Here is a 17,227-nt window from a genome sequence, read left to right as displayed (position 1 = left end):
AAGTCATGCGACCTGTTTATTAACAGGTGCTGTGGGGGCACGTGTTTAATGATCTGACGGGACGCCCCGGACAGAAAACTGTTCGGGCTTTTATTTTCAGCTTGTTTTCAACTGCTTCTGCCCCGGCTGATAAATTGCAAGTTGCAGGCTGTATCGTCGAAATTATCAATCAGTGTCTGAATTTTTCTTTTTCCTTGCTCATCCCTCATCAGAAGCTGTTCGGCTAAGTGTTTGTTTCTGCTTTTGGCGTAGAGTTTGAGGACTTTGGATTTATCCGTGTAGTTCAGTGCTTCCTTAAAAATCAGTTGATGTTCACTGAGGAAGTCCGCTTCCAGAATTGCTGATGTCTGCGCAGGGCTGAGCCGGTAGATACCTGTGCTGAACAGACAATCCCTCGCCAGGTAACCATTTTTTGCAATGCTTTCCTGTAATGTTTCGAAAAAGTCAGGGCTGTTCTCCGCTGTCATAACCCTGGCCATGACCATATAGGCCAGGTAGTTGTTTGACGGTGTCAGTAATTGCTGGCGATAAGTTTCGTCGTTCCAATTATCTACAAGGGCGACTTCCGGGTCTTCACTTCTCTTTTGCAGGCATTCCAAACGCATTTTGCAGGCTTCCTGCTCCTGCGGATTGATGAAATGAGCTGTTGTCAGCAGGTTTTCCAGTGTCCCGGGTGTAAGTTTTTTCAAGGCGGTATCCATATCACTGTCGATCAGTTTTGCCATAGATGAAACCCCTTTGGGATCAACTTTCTTAAAGGTTGTCTCGTTAAAATCCTTGAAAGCCTTACTGAACGACAGATCGTTATCAATCAGTCGGGGCTGGTAGTGATCTCCGGCCTCCCGGTTGTGGCAGGGAACAAACAGAATATTGCCGGGATTACGGTCAACCTGCCCTTCCAGTAGATCAATATCCTGGCAGACAGCCATTTGTTTTTGCAGCTCCGGGTGTGAGAAATCAATCAGTAAGTCAGGGTAGTATTCTTTCTTAAAATAAGTGGCATGCCCCTGCATGGCTTTTATTGCCATAAATTCCTGGGGTGTTCGCAGGCGAACCTTTCCCGTGGTAATTAATTGGAGAAGGTGGGGGCGATTAACTGTTTCAACAGCTCTTTCTGCCTCAATTCTGGTATCGGGAGATATTTCAAAATAATCAGGTTCAGATAACACACCGCTCAGTATGGCATCGGCGAGCTTATCATTCGGCGAGCGTCCGGGAATCATTGTGCTGGTATATTCAGTCAGTATCTTCACCTGTATCCGAATGTGGTCAGGTAACAGGAAGTGTTCATCAAGGAACATCATTTTACCTCTTATACACATGCAAAGAATTTCACGGTCAATCGTCGGCATTTCTCTGGTATGAGAGCGTATGGAAATACCGTCGATAAATGTTTGCAGCGTTCCTGCCTGAAAAGTCTGTAATGTACCTGTCAGCCCTGTTTGAACTGCACCGATTTGAACTGCACCGATTGTATCGGGGATACAGGAAAAGCCGAGATGACGGGCGATATGGCAGGAGGCAATACTGCGTGTGCCAAGTTCTGGTCTGTTGCTGGGAATGCCCGCCTGTACAGTCACATCATTGGCTTCGATGCAGGGAAGATCCGGCTTGAAAATCATTATCCTGCCATCGGCCAAATGTATCCGTGAAACTGTGGACATGGAACCAGAGCCAAAGTTTTTTTCAACACGAAGAGGTTTTTTGGGTACCAGTAACTCCGGGTAATTGGTGCAGAATTTCAGGTTATCCCTGATAAATTCTCGGTACAGGGAGACTTGCTTCGCTGCTTCTGGAGTGGGTTGCGTTTGCTGAATGTATGAAAGTTTCCGGTCAAAACTGGAGAAAAGCTGGAGCAGATTTTCTTCACGACTGAGTCCCCGTTTGAAAAAGCTCAGGGCGGCCTCAACTCTGCTGTCTGTTTCACCGTGAAGGACTTTTACATCTTCAAGGACAAGACTTAAACGGTCTCTGGGTCCGGACAGGGGTTTCCCAATGGTAAATGGATAGGGGGTGCAAGGGGAGGTCTTTTTTTCAGAGGAACCGTCATGAATTGAGAAGGCCTGGCTGCGCCGGTTGGACTGTGAGTGTTTCTGTGAGCGTCTGGTGGCCCTGTGGGGCTGGTCTCTAAGAGTGCGAACCTGCCGACACCAGACGGTCGGGCCGGTGGCGGGCTGGTGAATATCAGATAAGGTTGAGAGCGAAAGCGTCAGAGCCGTTCGGCTTTGTTCCGTTTTTCTTGTTGCCATAGTCAATCCCTGACAGAAGCCCAAATTACCTCCCGTTAGACATTATGTCTGGGGTGATAATTCCAGTGTGCTGTCAGCAGAACTGACAAGGCTGTCAGCCTGTTTTTGGGCAATCAGAATCAGGGCTTCTCACCACGGGCGAGACGATTATTAATATCCTTCAGGCAGGGCAGGATATCGGCAATGGAATCCACCACATAGTGGGTACCGGACTGGTACAGCCTGTCACAGGCTCTGGCTCTCAGGCGGTTCTGTTCTTCCTGTGAAAGAGCCAGCCACTCTTCAAACTCCAGTCCCACTTCATTGCCGCTGATAGCCAGGCCGATTGTCCACATGCCAGCGTTCAGGCCCTCTTCTATACCTACTCCACTGTCGTCAATTTTAACGCAGGACTGTACGCACCTTACCTTCAGGTCGAGCATATTTTTCAGGCACATTTCCGGTAGCGGGCGGCCATGGGAAACATCATCCACGCATACAGCGCTTTCGGGGCTGTAGCCCTGCTCTCTGGCCATAGGAAGAATGGCTTCGAGCATCTCCCGGTTATAACCGGTATTGCTGCCCAGTTTCAGACCCTGTTCTTTCATGGTGTGCAGCACATCAGCTGCGCCAGGAATCAGGGTGGAGTTCTGCTCAATTATTTCAACCTGCAGGGGTACAAAGGTAGCGTACAGGTCATTCAGGGTTTGCAGGTTCGGGGTTTTGCCATATTTCTCCTGCCAGCGGGAAGAGACATCCGGCATCAGCAGAATCTGGTGGATATGCTCTTTTTTGTGGGTACCCATGGGAATCCGGGCCTGGCTGGCAGTTATGGGTACACCTGCATCAGCAAACAGACGACAGAGGGCTTTCACCGGTGCCATGGAACCAAAGTCTATAACTGTTCCGGCCATATCCATAATCACGGCCTGCAAAGGGCCGGTGTAGCGACGCTGATAGTGGAAACTCATGGTGTAATGCTCCCGCTATTTTGTTCTGTTGCCTGGGCTGTGGTCTGAGGCGAGCGGGACCAGTCGATAACGCTTTCAACTGCATCAATCAGTGCGTGAAAGTCTTCAGGGAAAACATGACCGATATTGCCGATACGGAAACAGGGAGCTTTGGACACCTTGCCCGGATAAATCACAAACCCTTGCTGCTTAAGTGCGTCATAAAAACGTTGAAACTCAAAGGCGGGATGCTCGGGGGTATAGAAAGAAGTGATGATCGGCGACTGATCCAGTGGCTCCAGCAGACAACGGAAGCCCAGGGATTCCATACCTCTAACCAGAATCCTGTGGTTTTCGCAGTAACGCTGGTAACGGGCGTGAATGCCTCCTTCTTCCTCCAGCTCCAGCAGGGCCTGTTCAAAGGCCAGTACAGTGTGGGTGGGGGAAGTGAACCGCCATTTGCCGCTGTTATCTTCCATACAGCGCCACTGTTGGTAGAGGTCAAAGGTCAGCGAGCGGGCATGATCTGCGGATTCTTCCAGCGCCTGCTGACGGGCGACAACAAACCCGAAACCGGGAATCCCCTGAATACATTTGTTGGCAGAACTGATAACAAAATCTATACCCAGTTTATCAATATCCATGGGGATGCCACCAAAGCTGCTCATGGCATCAAGAATCAGGCAGCGCTTTTGCTCTTTAACGACAGCGGCCAGTTCTTCCAGAGGATTAAGGCGTCCGGTGGTGGTTTCACAGTGCACGAGAATTACATGGGTAATGTCTTTATCATCGACAAGCGTCCTGCGCACCTGCTCCGGGTTAATAGCCCCAAGCTCACCAAAGTCCAGCAGGGTGTGATTGATATGAAGATAGTGACATATTTCCGCAATCCGCAGGCCGTAAGCTCCGTTAGCCAGCACCAGAAGTTTTCCGTTCGGGGGAATTACACTGCCTGCGGTGGCTTCTACACTGCCGGTGCCGCAGCCCTGCATCAGGACCGAGGTGTATCCGTGGGCGGAGGTTGCCAGTCGGGTTAACTGACGACGGATGCTTTGTACCCGGTGGTTGTAATCAACATCCCAGGTGCTCAGGTCCCGGTTCATGGCAGCGCGTACGCCGGGAGATGTTGTCAGGGGACCTGGCGTTAAAAGCAGGTAGTTATCGCTTGCTTTTGGGGCGGATATGAACATGTTTTTACCTTGACCTGCACTGTAAGCAGGTCGTCTGGTTTTTCTGGTCTATACCAGTTTGCAGAAAAGGTTAATGTTCCGGTATTCTTGCGTCAATGTCGTACCGTCTTTTTTAGAAGTGAAATTTTTATTACAGCTCCCTATCAGGAATTATCAGTGACAGAAACAGCGGTGCCGGTTACCCGTCCATTTCAGGCTATTTTGAGTGATCTGGAACATAGCATTCGTACAAGAAAGCTGACAACAGGAGAACGGTTGCCATCAGAACGGGAGTTACAGGAACACTTTGGCTGTACCCGGGTTACTGCCAGAGAGGCATTGATGCGTCTGGCTGGGAAAGGGCTTATTTATCGACAGCCCCGTCGGGGCTGGTTTGTTGCGCCGTCACGGTTTATCTGTAATCCGGCCCGGCGTATGCACTTTCTCCATGATGCGAAATCACAGGGGTTTATACCGTCAACACAGTTTATCTCATGCAGCAAAGCGCAAGCCCCTGCACAGGTTCAGGATATTCTTGGCTGTGAAACCGCATACATTTTGTGTCGTTTAAGAATGCTGGATGGACGCCCGGTTCTGCTGGAAAACCTCTACCTGATTGAACAGTGTTTTCCCCAGCTGGAAGATCAGGTGCTGGATGCTTCCCTGACAGAACTGCTGCGGGATAAATACAATATCTGGATTGCTGGCGAAGAGGCTCGCATTCGCTCAACTGCCCTTGATGATATTCAGGCCGAACAGTTGCAGGTTGCCCCGGGAACCCCTGCTATTAATATTGAACGCATTCGTTTTGACCGAAACAACCGGGCGGTGGAGTTTGATATTGATTACTGGCTCCATGACGCTATAGAGCTACACGCAAGATCATAAAATCTCTGCATGGATGTCACAGTTTCGTCACAAATCGCTCCTAATATCTCTTCTGGTATAGACCAATTTTAAAAATTGTTACCGGAAGCAGGAGCGATGGAGATGACAAAAAGCAAAACAGGAAAATGGATAAAAGCCGGTCTGGCTCTGGCTGCTGCAGTGAGTTTCAGCGCTGGCGTTGCTGCTAAAACTGAGTTGACTGTTTACACAGCCTTTGAAGCAGACCAGTTGAAGGAATACGAGAAGGCTTTTGAAAGTGCCAATCCGGATATTGATATTCGCTGGGTTCGTGATTCCACCGGTATTGTTACCGCCAAACTGCTGGCTGAAAAGAACAACACCAAGGCAGATGTCGTCTGGGGGCTGGCTGCCACAAGTCTGATGTTGCTCAAGAACGAAGGTATGCTGCAACCTTATAAGCCCAAGGGTGTTGAGCGTCTGCGCAAGAGCTTTGTTGATAATGCGGAAGTGCCTTCCTGGGTGGGCGCGGAAGCCTGGGTGGCCAGTCTCTGCTACAACACAGTGGAAGGTAAGAAGAACAATGTCCCCGCTCCTGCTTCCTGGCAGGATCTGACCAAGCCTGTTTATAAAGGCCACATCATTATGCCTAACCCCAACTCTTCCGGTACCGGATTCCTGGATGTATCCAGCTGGCTGCAGATGTTTGGCAAGGAAAAAGCCTGGGCTTACATGGATGACCTGCACAAGAATATCTCCCGTTATACCCACTCCGGTTCCAAGCCCTGTAAGCTGGCCGCCGCCGGTGAAACCACCATCGGTATTTCCTTCGCCTACCGTGGTGCCAAGTCCAAAAAGAAAGGCGCTCCCCTGGAGATTATTACTCCCAGGGAAGGTCTTGGCTGGGACCTGGAAGCTACTGCCATTATTAAAGGCACCAAGAAACTGGCCGCTGCTCAGAAACTGCTGGACTGGTCTGTCACCGAAGAAGCTAATCGTATGTACAACAAGTACTACGCAGTAATCGGTATTCCTGAAGTGACCAAGTCTGTGCCTTTTTACCCGGAAAGTATCGGTGAGAAGATGATCGATAATGACTTTGAGTGGGCCGCTGGCAACCGTCAGAGTATTCTGAAGGAATGGCAGAGCCGTTACGACGCGAAGTCTGATCCGAAGAAATAATAACTAAAAAATAACAACAGATCCTAGCCAGATTTTAAGGGTTTTTGTTCGGATGGATCAGGTTGGTCAGGAGGAAGAGTGATGGGCTATCTGCAGATTGAGAACTTAACTAAATTTTTTCCTACTTCAAAGGCAGAAAGCACCAAAGCACTGGATAATATTTCTCTGTCGGTAGAGGCTGGAGAGTTTATCTGTTTTCTTGGCCCGTCCGGCTGCGGAAAAACGACACTGTTACGAACAACCTGCGGGCTGGAAACACAAGACAGTGGAAGCCTTGTTCAGGGTGGGCAGGATATTTCGCGGCTACCTGCCAGTGACCGTGACTTTGGTATTGTTTTCCAGTCCTACGCGTTATTTCCCAATTTGACTGTTTTCGACAATATTGCCTTTGGTCTGGTAAACCAGCGCCGACCGATAAAAGAGATTCAGGGTCGTGTTCATGAACTGCTGACCCTGACCGGCCTTGCTGAGCACAGCCATAAATATCCTTCACAAATATCCGGTGGCCAGCAACAGCGTGTAGCCCTGGCCCGTGCTCTGGTCATGGAGCCGGGGCTTCTGCTGCTGGATGAACCTTTGTCTGCCCTGGACGCGAAAATCCGCGAGCACCTGCGACGTGAGATTCGCCGGATTCATAACAAACTTGGCCTGACCACAATTATGGTGACCCACGATCAGGCGGAAGCCATGGCCATGGCTGACCGAATAGTGGTTATGAACAAAGGTCGTATAGAACAGGTGGGCACCCCTGAACAGATTTACCTGCAGCCTGCCAGCGCATTTGTTGCGGATTTTGTTGGTACGTCCAATACACTGGATGCTCGCTTTGTTGAGCATATGCTCCATCTTCCCGGATGGAACCGGCCACTGTCGTGCTCGGAGTTATCCCGGTCTGGTAACGGTCATTCATCGTTGCTGGTACGACCTGAACATCTGCAGATTCACACGACTGCACCGGAACAGCCCAGCGCTGCCGGATATATTGGCGATATTGAATTCCTGGGATCACAGCTGCTTGTTGAACTGTTCCTTGAAAATAGAATGGAACAGCCGTTAAAGGCTGCGGTGCCACTCTCTGCGGCCCATGGCTTACAGCTTGCTCCCAATCAACCAGCATGGGTAACGATTAATGTAGTGAACTGTTGTCTTCTGCCAAAGGGAGTTGCGGCATGAGCAGTGTGGTTGAAAAAGGTTTTCTGCGGTCTGCTCTTCCTTCGCGGTTTTTTTCTGGACAGGCGCTGGGTATTGGTACGGCTATTTTGGGCTTTGTGTTGTTTCTGGTGTTGCCGGTCTGGTCTTTATTATCCCGCAGTGTGGAAAACAGTGACGGGGAATTTGTTGGTGCCGCTAATTTTCTTTATTACTTTGAAACACCGGCATTGCTTGAATCTGCGTTAAACTCTCTTTACTTGGCGGTTGTCTGCTCTGTGCTGGTGACTGTCACCGCTTTTCTTTATGCCTATGGGCTGAATCGCACCTGTATGCCGGGGAAATCCATCTTTCGGTTGCTGGCCCAACTTCCTCAACTGGCTCCGTCAATGATGCCTGCCATTGGGCTTATCTATCTGTTTGGCAATCAGGGCATAATTAAACAGTGGTTTCCTGGGGAATCCCTTTATGGTGGCACAGGTGTGATTATTGGCCTGAGCCTGTGGTGCTTTCCCCATGGGTTGATAATTTTAAATACTGCTCTGGGTATGTCCGACCAGCGCCTCCATGAAACTGCAAAGGTAATGGGAACCCCGGCCTGGCGTCGTTTTCTTGTGGTCACTCTTCCTTCTGCCCGTTATGGGCTGGTCAGTGCCGCACTGGTGGTGTTTACCCTGGTTCTGGCTGATTTTGGTGTGCCCAAGGTGATTGGCGGGCAGTTTAATGTGCTGGCGACGGATATTTATAAACAGGTTGCCGGTCAGCAGAATTTTCAGATGGGGGCCGTGGTTGGGGTACTGCTGTTGCTACCGTCTTTTTTGGCGTTTGGCATGGATCGTTTCTTCCAGTGCAGGCAGCAACAACTGTTCAGCAGCAGTGCGGTGCCTTATCAGCCGGAAGCGAAGCCTGTTCGGGATACAGCTTATTTTGTCTTCTGCCTGCTTGTGGCTGGCAGCCTGCTGGTTGTGATTGGTATGGCGGTGTATGCGTCCTTTGTCAGCTTCTGGCCCTATAATCTGGAATTCACCCTCGCCAACTATGATTTTGATACTATGGATGGCGGAGGCTGGGGTGCCTGGTATAACTCTTTGGAGATGGCTCTGCTAACGGCCTTCTGGGGTACTGTCGTGGTGTTTCTGGTGGCCTGGCTGGTGGAAAAAAGCGAAGGGTTCAAATCATCCCGGAATACACTTCACCTACTGACGTTTATTCCCCTTGCGGTGCCTGGTATGGTGCTTGGCCTTGGTTATATCTTCTTCTTTAACCATCCGGATAATCCGTTAAACCTGATATACGGCACTATTTTTATACTGGTGCTTTCAACAATCGCCCACTATTACACCGTGCCTCATCTGACGGCGGTTACGGCCCTTAAGCAGATTCCTGATGAATATACGGCGGTTGCACATTCCTTAAAGGTTTCGTCATTGCAATTGCTGCGACGGGTGACTATGCCTCTGTGTATTCCGGCGCTGCTGGATATCTCTGTCTACCTGTTCCTGGCGGCTATCACGACGGTGTCTGCGGTTGTCTTTCTTTATTCCACGGATACAACCTTGGCGGCAGTGGCCATTCTGAATATGGATGAAGCCGGGGATACGGCTCCCGCCGCAGCCATGGCAACTGTTATTCTGGTTACGGCCATCGTGGTCAGGCTGTTGTACAGTGGTTTGACCTGGGGGGTAAGGAAGAAAAGCAGGCTCTGGTTCGTTTAGGCCAAATTGATAATTAAACCCATTGAGGTAGAGTAACTTTCAAAGTCTAACAGGGGCATCAGTCCGCCTGACATATAGGGAATTTATGCCCTGCCTGGTACTCAAAATTATATTCACCGATCTGTCGGGGCAGGGGCATATACAGGGTTCAGGGAGAAAGAAGTATGCAACAGACAATTTCCCGTGACCGATGGCAGGGGTTTATGCGTGCAGGGCAGAGGCTTCCTCAAAGGAAAAGAAGTATTCGTGATGCCGGGTTGCCTGCTGCTTCCCCTGTTACGGCAACGAAAAAGATCAATTCTGGCCCTAATCGTGATCACACATGCAAGAAATCTCCGGAAAACCTTATTACTGACAGAGTCGTAGAAATTGTTGAGCAGGGAATAACCTGTTTAGCAAGCCTGAATAGTGCCCTGGATACGCACTACCGATATTTTTCCCATTGTGTAAGACATGTCGATATTAACGGTGAGTATTCCGGTGGTATCCATGACAGACATGCACTCCTGAATTATCACCTTCAGCTTGCCTCTCTTTATGAAAAAGTGATGTTGGGGGATACGCCTCTTCAATGTAAAAACAGACAGTCAGCCCGCCATATCCAGTTTGAATTGAGAAGGTTGTGCCAGACAGGGGTGTTTGGTGATACGGCAGATATGTTTCCCTGTTTCATTGCTATGCCTGCCACCACTGACGAAGAAAGCATATTTTATTCTTCAGATGTGATGGAGTTTCGTACCTGTGGAGCAGAAGTGTCCTGCTCTTTACCAGAAGACGAAAAGTTGCCGGACTACGCTGGTCTATCCCAAAAAGCGTCTGACTGTTTAAAGTTCCTTAAAAATGAATGCTCTGGTGATCCTGGTAGCGCCCATGATGCGCTTTCGGAATTAACAAGCCTTTTTGTAAAGGTTAATGAAGTTGAATCATTACGGAAATCACGGGGAGAGGAAATTCTGAAGAAGGAGAGTGCTGGTTTGATAATCCCAGTGTTGGATTTTTTGTTATGGAAAAGTTCCCATGAGCAAAAGATTCAAGACATGGAGTCAGAAATTCGTGATGGCATCTTATTTATGCATACGGCCATGGCGAAAAGTGTGTCCTTCATAAAAAGAAGTCTGTCTTTCTATCATCATCTGTTTGAAGGTCTGGCCCCTGATAACAGGCATGCCAGACAAGCGCTGGAGGTTATGGAAGAAAGACTTACAGCACTGAATGTGGGTGGTGAATACTGGATAGCTGAATAGAGCCTGCGCCCACAAGCTGCCGAGAAAACCGTGGTTTGCAGGGCTGGATTTTGCCCGCATTTAGATTTTCACGTCACAGGCCGTGTATTTGTTCATACGGCCGACTGTAGCCCCCATCCCAGGTCCATATAGCCCTCCCAGATTCGCGTAACCCACACCGCGCTTTGACTTTAATTCCATCAACCACACATGCTCGTAAAAGAGGAACTCGGCAAAATTGAGGGCAAAATTATTTTTATCTTTTACTATCTGGCATATAGTCTCCAGATCAATGCCCCCGGAGCCATGACCAGCACCAGCGGAAACCCCGGAAGAGAAACCCGCATATTGTAAAACCCCCCCGCTCCCGGGCCAGATAGAGCAATCATTCCCTCCAATCGGAAAAGTAATGCTGCCACAGGAAAAACTGGCACCAACCCAGCCATTGGCATCGTAAAAGCCACCCGCAGGTTGACCGTCTATAGACAGAAAAACAGGTGTGCTGCCGCCAGAAACCGAGAGGGTGTGCTGGTTCTGCTGGTCTTGCTGCTCTTGCTGGTCTTGATTGTGGCCAGGCATATATGTAAAGGGTTTTGTATGCCACCAGGTTTTGTTTTCCCCTGTTGTGCTGAGATACATCTGGTACTGCTTCCCTTCCTGCAGCTGTACCCTGTGTGTGACCGGTCGGGCATCTATGACGTTGTGGGTCGCCAGGAATACTGTCTCTTCAATATCTCCACTGTTGCTGGACGGAGAAGGGGAAAGTGGGGGAGAAGAAGGGACCTCGACAATCCGGAACTGGTGGAGATTCTGCACAGTCCCCAGGCTGGTTTTCAGTGGCAGATCGACAGTGACAGAAACCTCGCCGGACCAGGCGCTGAAAGCAGCAAGCCCGCAGACAGCCATAAGATATACGCGCATACACGACACCTATAAATTAAAGGTTCAGGCTGGCAAGTATAGATATCAAAACGGGAGCAGGTGCTTTTTCAGGCAGTTTCTCAGATTTGTTGAGTTAAAATGTAAAATATACCGGCCTCTGGTCGTTCGGTTTCTTTTGGTTTTCAGTTGGTATTCCGCTTATCGCAGGCCGTGTGTGCTTTCATATAACCCCACGTCGTCCCCAAACCAGGGGCAAATAGCCCTCCCAGATTCGCGTAACCAACGTTGTCCCGTTTTTTCCCTCCCTGCATCCACACATGTTCGTAAAACAGGAACTCGAGAAATACCATGTCATATTGATCTGAGATTTTGTGGCATATCTTATGCAAATCAATGGCCCCGGAGCCATGGCCTCCACCACCACCCATGCCGAGGGATCCACTTGCATATTGTAAAATCCCCCCGCTTCCGGGCCAGATAAAGCACCCCCATCCTCCACCAACAATATCCAGACCACCACAGGAGACCGTGGCACTAACCCAGCCATTGGCATCATAAAAACCACCCACGTGCTGACTCCCTACAGACAGAAAAACGGGCGTGCTGCCGCCAGAAACCGAGAGGGTGTACTGGTTCTGCTGGTCTTGCTGGTCTTGCTGGTCCTGCTGGTCTTGATTGTGGCCAGGCATGTATGTAAAAGGTTTTGTATGCCACCAGGTTTTATTTTCCCCTGTTGTGCTGAGATACATCTGGTACTGCTTCCCTTCCTGCAGCTGTACCCTGTGTGTGACCGGTCGGGCATCTATGACGTTGTGGGTCGCCATGAAGACTGTCTCTTCAATATCTCCACTGTTGCTGGAGGGAGAATGAGAAAGCAGGGGAGAAGAAGGGGTCTCGACAATCCGGAGCTGGTGGAGATTCTGCACAGTCCCCAGGCTGGTTTTCAGTGGCAGATCGACAGTGACAGAAACCTCGCCGGACCAGGCGCTGAAGGCAGCAAGCCCGCAGGCAGCCATAAGACATGCACGCATACACGACACCTACAATTTACAGGTTCGGGCTGGCAAGTATAGACATCAAAATGGGGGCAGGTGCTTTCTCATGCAGTTTCTCAGATTTGCTGAAAGGTAAAATATACCTGCCCCTGATGAGTCCGGTTTCTTCTGGTTTTCAGTTGGTATTCCGCTTATCGCAGGCTGTGTGTATTTTCATATAACCCCACGTCCCCCCCACGCCAATAAACAACCCTCCCATATCCGCGTTACCAATAATCAGAGCGTCCAGACCACCGAAGGACAAGTCTAGATGTGAATAAAAAAGTACCTGAATAAATGTTATGGAAAATTGTTTTGAGATGCTCCCGCATACAGTTTGCAGATCAAGGGATCCGGAGCCATGACCTCCACCAATAGAAATGCCGGCGGCTGTACTTGAATATTTTAAAAACCCCCCGCTTCCTGGCCAGATAGAGCATCCAAAGACTCCACCCCCAACAGCAAAGCCGCCACAGGAGAATGCGGCACCCACCCAGCCATTGGCATCATAAAAACCACCCACGTGTTGACTGTCTACAAACAGAAAAACAGGGGTGCTGCCGCCAGAAACCGAGATAGTGTGCTGGACCTGCTGGTTCTGCTGGTCTTGCTGCTCTTGCTGGTATTGATTGTGGCCAGGCATGTATGTAAAGGGTTTTGTATGCCACCAGGCTTTGTTTTCCCCTGTTGTGCTGAGATACATCTGGTACTGCTTCCCTTCCTGCAGTTGTACCCTGTGTGTCACCGGTCGGGCATCTATGATGTTGTGGGTCGCCAGGAAGACTGTCTCTCCGGTCGCTTCCGTAACGTCCTTCGCTTCAGAGTCGCTGGACGGAGAATGGGCCTCGACAATCCGGAGCTGGTGGAGATTCTGCACAGTCCCCTGGCTGGTTTCCAGTGGCAGATCGACGGTGACAGAAACCTCGCCGGCCCAGGCTCCGAAGGCAACAAGCCCGCAGGCAGCCATAAGACATGCACGCATACACGACACCTACAATTTACAGGTTCGGGCTGGCAAGTATAGACATCAAAATGGGGGCAGGTGCTTTCTCATGCAGTTTATCGCAGGCCGTGTGTGTAGTCATATAACCCCACGTAAACCCCCCGCCTAAACCTACCCCAAACATACTTGCTTTACCTAAACTGACCTTAAAGTCTGAGGTAAACAACGCCAGATCCAGGTAAATTATAACGTCGTCAAACTTCATGACCATTTCATCTCTGATTCTGCTGCATATAGCCTTTAGATCAAAGCTCCCTTCGCCATGACCACCACCAATAGCAAGGCCGGCAGTACCACTTGCAAATTGTAAAACCCCCCCGCTCCCTGGCCAGATAGAGCAGCCATAGCCTCCACCAAAAATAGCAACCCCGCCACAGGAGGCCGTGGCACCAACCAAGTCATTGGTATCATAAAAACCCCCCACGTGCTGACCTCCTACAGACAGAAAAACGGGCGTACTGCCGCCGGAAACCGAGATGGTGTGCTGCTCCTGCTGGTCTTGCTGCTCCTGCTGGTATTGATTGTGGCCAGGCATGTATGTAAAGGGTTTTGTATGCCACCAGGTTTTGTTTTCCCCTGTTGTGCTGAGATACATCTGGTACTGCTTCCCTTCCTGAAGCTGTACCCTGTGTGTGACCGGTCGGGGGTCCATGGTGGTATTGGTCGCCAGGAATACTGTCTCTTCAATACTTTCACTGTTGCTGGAGGGAGAATGAGAAAGGGAGGGGAAAGAGGGTGTCTCTACAATCCGGATCTGGTGGAGATTCTGCACCGTCCCCAGGCTGGTTTTCATGGGCAGATCGACGGTGACAGAAACCTCGCGGGCCCAGGCTCCGAAGGCAACAAGCCCACAGGCAGCCATAAGACATACACGCATAATACGACACCTGTGATTTATAGTTCCAGGCGCGTAATTATAGATATCAAAACGGGGACAGGTGCTTTTTCAGGCAGTTTTTCAGATTTTCTGAAATGGAAAATATACCTGTTTCCTGATGAGTCCGGTTTCTTCTGGTTTTCAGTTCGCATGCAGTTTATCGCAGGCTTCATATAACCCCACGTATACCCTCCGCCTACACCTAACCCCACCATATCTCCACCACCTAAATTGACCTTTAAATCCGAGGTATACAACTTCATCATGAAGTAAACAACAATTTCGACAAACCCCATGGCCATTTCATCTTTGATTCTGCTGCATATAGCCTGTAGATCAAAGCTCCCTGCGCCATGACCACCACCAATACCAAGGCCGGCAGTACCACTTGCAAATTGTAAACCCCCCCCCGCTCCCTGGCCAGATAGAGCAGCCATAGCCTCCACCACCAATAGCAACCCCGCCACACGAGATATTGGCACTAACCCAGCCATTAGAATCATAAAAACCACCTGCGGGCTGACCGTCTATGGACAGAAAAACAGGCGTACTGTCCCCAGAAACCGAGAGGGTGTTCTGGTTCTGATTGTGATCAGGGGTGTAGGTAAAGGGTTTTGTATGCCACCAGGTTTTGTTTTCCCCTGTTGTGCTGAGATACATCTGGTACTGCTTGCCCTCCTGCAGCTGTACCCTGTGTGTGACCGGTCGGGCATCTATGACGTTGCTGATTGTGGAGTTGGTCGCCAGGAAGACTGTCTCTCCGGTCGCTTCCGTAACGTCCTTAGCTTCCGAGTCGCTGGAGAGAGAATGGGAAAGCGGGGGAGAAGAAGGGGCCTCGACAATCCGGAGCTGGTGGAGATTCTGCACAGTCCCCTAGCTGGTTTTCAGTGGCAGATCGACGGTGACGGAAACCTCGCCGGACCAGGCGCTGAAGGCAGTAAGCCCGCAGACAGCTATAAGATATACGCGCATACACGACACCTATAAATTAAAGGTTCAGGCTGGTAAGTAGTATAGATACCAAAACGGGGCAGGTGCTTTTCAGGAAATCACTACTGTACGCCTGCTGACGTATTTTAAACGCTCCACTCATGTTAAACGCTCCACCCATGGGCCTATGGCGGCTATGGAAAACGAACAGCGGGGAGAGTGCGGATGAAAGCAGGAAGCAAACGGCGCAATCAATATAAGTCAGGAGCGCCTTTCAGCGTTGAGCAGTATTTTCTGAAAGTATTTATACTTCTTGTGCAGTGCGGAAAAGTTGGGTTTTGATCTGCCTTCCGGGACTGTCAGGGAGGGCAGCTCATACTCATACAGGCTGATATATTCCGCCAGGGTAAGATTGCTTTTCTGGCTGACAATGGTTTCCATTTGTTCAGAAGACAGTGTGTCCCGCTTACCCTGGTAGTTCTTCAATAATACAGCGGGCATGTCCTGAATCGGGATTTTGCAGCTCTCCGGAGGTTCTGCCTCTGGATTGTACCCGGCAGATCCCTGATCAACCCGATTCAGGAAACTGTCTGGTCGGGATTCATGAAGACTCCACAACCAGCTGTCCAGGTGAGGGCGCTTGCCAAATCCCCGAATGCTTTTCAGGGCCAGCACGCCACAACAGCTGGTATCTCTCTGTATGGCAAAGCCCGGTGTGAAGAAGCTGATATTATGATTCGGATAAACGTCAAGCACCGGAGAAATTACAGTATCCCGTATACCTTCAGCTATGGCGTGGGAAGCCCCCAGAGTTTCGTGAATATAAATAATAATATCCTGGTCTTTTCTCAGAATCCTTGCCATCACATAGTGATTGTTATGGACAGAGCCAACCATAAAACTGCGGGAGAAGGTTGTCTTGTTTTTTAAATACTTCATCTGGCACCTGATATTGCCCTGATTTGTAAAAATAGTCTGAAAGCAGTCACCGGCTTTTTTCTTCTGACTTAGCATCAGTTCTGCCATCATCTTTTCAGTAAGGAAGTATTCCCCTTCCGGAAGGGTGGACACAGAGACGGTGGGTGATTTTGAAGAAGAACTTTTAACTATGGGGTTGCCTCCATAGAAAAGGGGATTGGTATGAATGACTGCCCGTGTGAACTGGTATTTTCCTGCAAGTCTCCATGATGGGTTGGTATCCATACTGGCCGGTACAAAAAGTACGCCTTCATTCTTCTCCAGTTCGTAATATGGCGACTGTGCTGAAAAGCTGCTCGACAGACAAAGAGGATGGCCTTTCTCAGAATTGAAAATGGCAAGAACCCCATCCTGCTTGTCCGGTGTCGGAGACTCAAGGATATAGTAATGCGTATCCTGAGAAAGACTGGCTGGTCTTTTTGATTGTATGAATGAGCGGGTTTTCTTTTCCTGCACATAGAATAAAGAGTATGTATCTGGTGCTGTGGTTGTACTCTCCCAGTGTATGGCGGGTACGTGCTTCCCTGTACCACTTGTAAAAGCTTCCTCCATTGCCGGTTGCAGGCGGGAAACAGGCGGAGATGTATGGGACAGGGAAAAATACCAGTGATATCGGAGTCGTGGAACAACCAGTTGTTCCCTCAATGTTTGTGGAACTAACTGTCGTCTTATTTCAGGCTTTATATCGTAGCTGTAGCTCACAGCACAGCCTCCCGTACTGAATTTACGGGCGATATATATGTGTGGGTGAAGCGCTTTGGGATCACTGAAAAGCTGTTGGCCCAGTTCTGACAGTTCACTGGGGGGCGGAGGGTCAACTTCCATCTTTTCCGCTGTTTGTTGAGCTGCAGGGGGCAGTCGACTTTCTGTTTTGCCTGGAAATTGAGGCGTCTTCTTTAATTCAGAATTCACTGCCCGCTTAAGCCCAAAGGGGGCGAAACGGGGGGGGAGATTATGCCTGCGATGTCTTTTCTTCACCGCTTTTCCGGGGGGTGGAACAGGCTGTTCTTTCGGGTGATGGTATATTGCCGGGTTAAATTGAATATTTATCAGCCGGTTTT

Annotated in this window: 15 protein-coding genes; 5 read left to right on the top strand and 10 right to left on the bottom strand. The window is 49.7% G+C overall.

Annotated elements, in window-relative coordinates:
• Nucleotides 1–107: 107 nt before the first annotated feature.
• The 3 genes from ACY2RQ_RS17355 to phnW all read right to left on the bottom strand — a co-directional run bounded on the left by ACY2RQ_RS17355 (nucleotide 108) and on the right by phnW (nucleotide 4,368).
• Nucleotides 108–2,249, bottom strand: a complete 2,142-nt coding sequence (locus ACY2RQ_RS17355; RefSeq protein WP_490114260.1) for a hypothetical protein — start codon at nucleotides 2,247–2,249, stop codon at nucleotides 108–110.
• 119 nt (nucleotides 2,250–2,368) lie between these two features.
• Nucleotides 2,369–3,199, bottom strand: a complete 831-nt coding sequence (phnX, locus tag ACY2RQ_RS17350; protein ID WP_490114259.1) for a phosphonoacetaldehyde hydrolase — start codon at nucleotides 3,197–3,199, stop codon at nucleotides 2,369–2,371.
• Complete coding sequence (phnW, locus tag ACY2RQ_RS17345; protein ID WP_490114258.1) at nucleotides 3,196–4,368, bottom strand: 2-aminoethylphosphonate--pyruvate transaminase; 1,173 nt, start codon at nucleotides 4,366–4,368, stop codon at nucleotides 3,196–3,198. Before phnW ends, phnX begins: the two co-directional genes overlap by 4 nt.
• A 156-nt stretch (nucleotides 4,369–4,524) precedes the next feature.
• Here phnW and ACY2RQ_RS17340 point away from each other — a divergent pair, with 156 nt between their 5' ends.
• The 5 genes from ACY2RQ_RS17340 to ACY2RQ_RS17320 all read left to right on the top strand — a co-directional run bounded on the left by ACY2RQ_RS17340 (nucleotide 4,525) and on the right by ACY2RQ_RS17320 (nucleotide 10,483).
• Nucleotides 4,525–5,235, top strand: coding sequence for a UTRA domain-containing protein (locus tag ACY2RQ_RS17340; RefSeq protein WP_490114257.1), 711 nt, complete (start codon nucleotides 4,525–4,527; stop codon nucleotides 5,233–5,235).
• A 102-nt stretch (nucleotides 5,236–5,337) separates the two neighbouring features.
• A complete protein-coding gene (locus tag ACY2RQ_RS17335) occupies nucleotides 5,338–6,375 on the top strand; it encodes a putative 2-aminoethylphosphonate ABC transporter substrate-binding protein (protein WP_490114256.1) in 1,038 nt (345 codons plus the stop codon).
• Between the two features lie 81 nt (nucleotides 6,376–6,456).
• Nucleotides 6,457–7,548: an ABC transporter ATP-binding protein gene (locus tag ACY2RQ_RS17330; RefSeq protein ID WP_490114255.1), complete on the top strand. Its 1,092-nt coding sequence runs from the start codon at nucleotides 6,457–6,459 to the stop codon at nucleotides 7,546–7,548.
• The gene (locus ACY2RQ_RS17325) at nucleotides 7,545–9,239 is read left to right on the top strand and encodes a putative 2-aminoethylphosphonate ABC transporter permease subunit (RefSeq protein WP_490114254.1); all 1,695 of its coding nucleotides are present in this window, start codon (nucleotides 7,545–7,547) and stop codon (nucleotides 9,237–9,239) included. The genes ACY2RQ_RS17330 and ACY2RQ_RS17325 overlap by 4 nt, the downstream gene beginning before the upstream one ends.
• Before the next feature lie 257 nt (nucleotides 9,240–9,496).
• Entirely contained in the window at nucleotides 9,497–10,483 is a 987-nt protein-coding gene (locus ACY2RQ_RS17320; RefSeq protein ID WP_490114253.1) for a hypothetical protein, read from the top strand.
• A 60-nt stretch (nucleotides 10,484–10,543) separates the two neighbouring features.
• On the opposite strand, the gene ACY2RQ_RS17315 is transcribed toward ACY2RQ_RS17320, so the two are convergent.
• The 7 genes from ACY2RQ_RS17315 to ACY2RQ_RS17285 all read right to left on the bottom strand — a co-directional run bounded on the left by ACY2RQ_RS17315 (nucleotide 10,544) and on the right by ACY2RQ_RS17285 (nucleotide 17,144).
• A complete protein-coding gene (locus ACY2RQ_RS17315; RefSeq protein WP_490114252.1) occupies nucleotides 10,544–11,383 on the bottom strand; it encodes a hypothetical protein in 840 nt (279 codons plus the stop codon).
• A 143-nt stretch (nucleotides 11,384–11,526) separates the two neighbouring features.
• Nucleotides 11,527–12,375, bottom strand: coding sequence for a hypothetical protein (locus tag ACY2RQ_RS17310; RefSeq protein WP_490114251.1), 849 nt, complete (start codon nucleotides 12,373–12,375; stop codon nucleotides 11,527–11,529).
• Nucleotides 12,376–12,514: 139 nt separating this feature from the next.
• The gene (locus tag ACY2RQ_RS17305) at nucleotides 12,515–13,360 is read right to left on the bottom strand and encodes a hypothetical protein (RefSeq protein ID WP_490114250.1); all 846 of its coding nucleotides are present in this window, start codon (nucleotides 13,358–13,360) and stop codon (nucleotides 12,515–12,517) included.
• 16 nt (nucleotides 13,361–13,376) lie between these two features.
• Complete coding sequence (locus tag ACY2RQ_RS17300; RefSeq protein ID WP_490114249.1) at nucleotides 13,377–14,258, bottom strand: hypothetical protein; 882 nt, start codon at nucleotides 14,256–14,258, stop codon at nucleotides 13,377–13,379.
• A 17-nt stretch (nucleotides 14,259–14,275) separates the two neighbouring features.
• Nucleotides 14,276–14,554 (bottom strand): hypothetical protein, encoded by a 279-nt coding sequence (locus ACY2RQ_RS17295; RefSeq protein ID WP_490114248.1) that lies wholly within the window; start codon nucleotides 14,552–14,554, stop codon nucleotides 14,276–14,278.
• Nucleotides 14,555–14,594: 40 nt separating this feature from the next.
• A complete protein-coding gene (locus ACY2RQ_RS17290; RefSeq protein ID WP_490114247.1) occupies nucleotides 14,595–15,125 on the bottom strand; it encodes a hypothetical protein in 531 nt (176 codons plus the stop codon).
• A gap of 324 nt (nucleotides 15,126–15,449) precedes the next feature.
• Nucleotides 15,450–17,144 (bottom strand): hypothetical protein, encoded by a 1,695-nt coding sequence (locus tag ACY2RQ_RS17285; protein WP_490114246.1) that lies wholly within the window; start codon nucleotides 17,142–17,144, stop codon nucleotides 15,450–15,452.
• Nucleotides 17,145–17,227 lie beyond the last annotated feature (83 nt).

This window comes from Parendozoicomonas sp. 209JJ7-1, from assembly GCF_058147085.1.
Note: the sequence above shows the minus strand (reverse complement) of the source record. Positions and strands in the feature narration are given on the sequence as shown.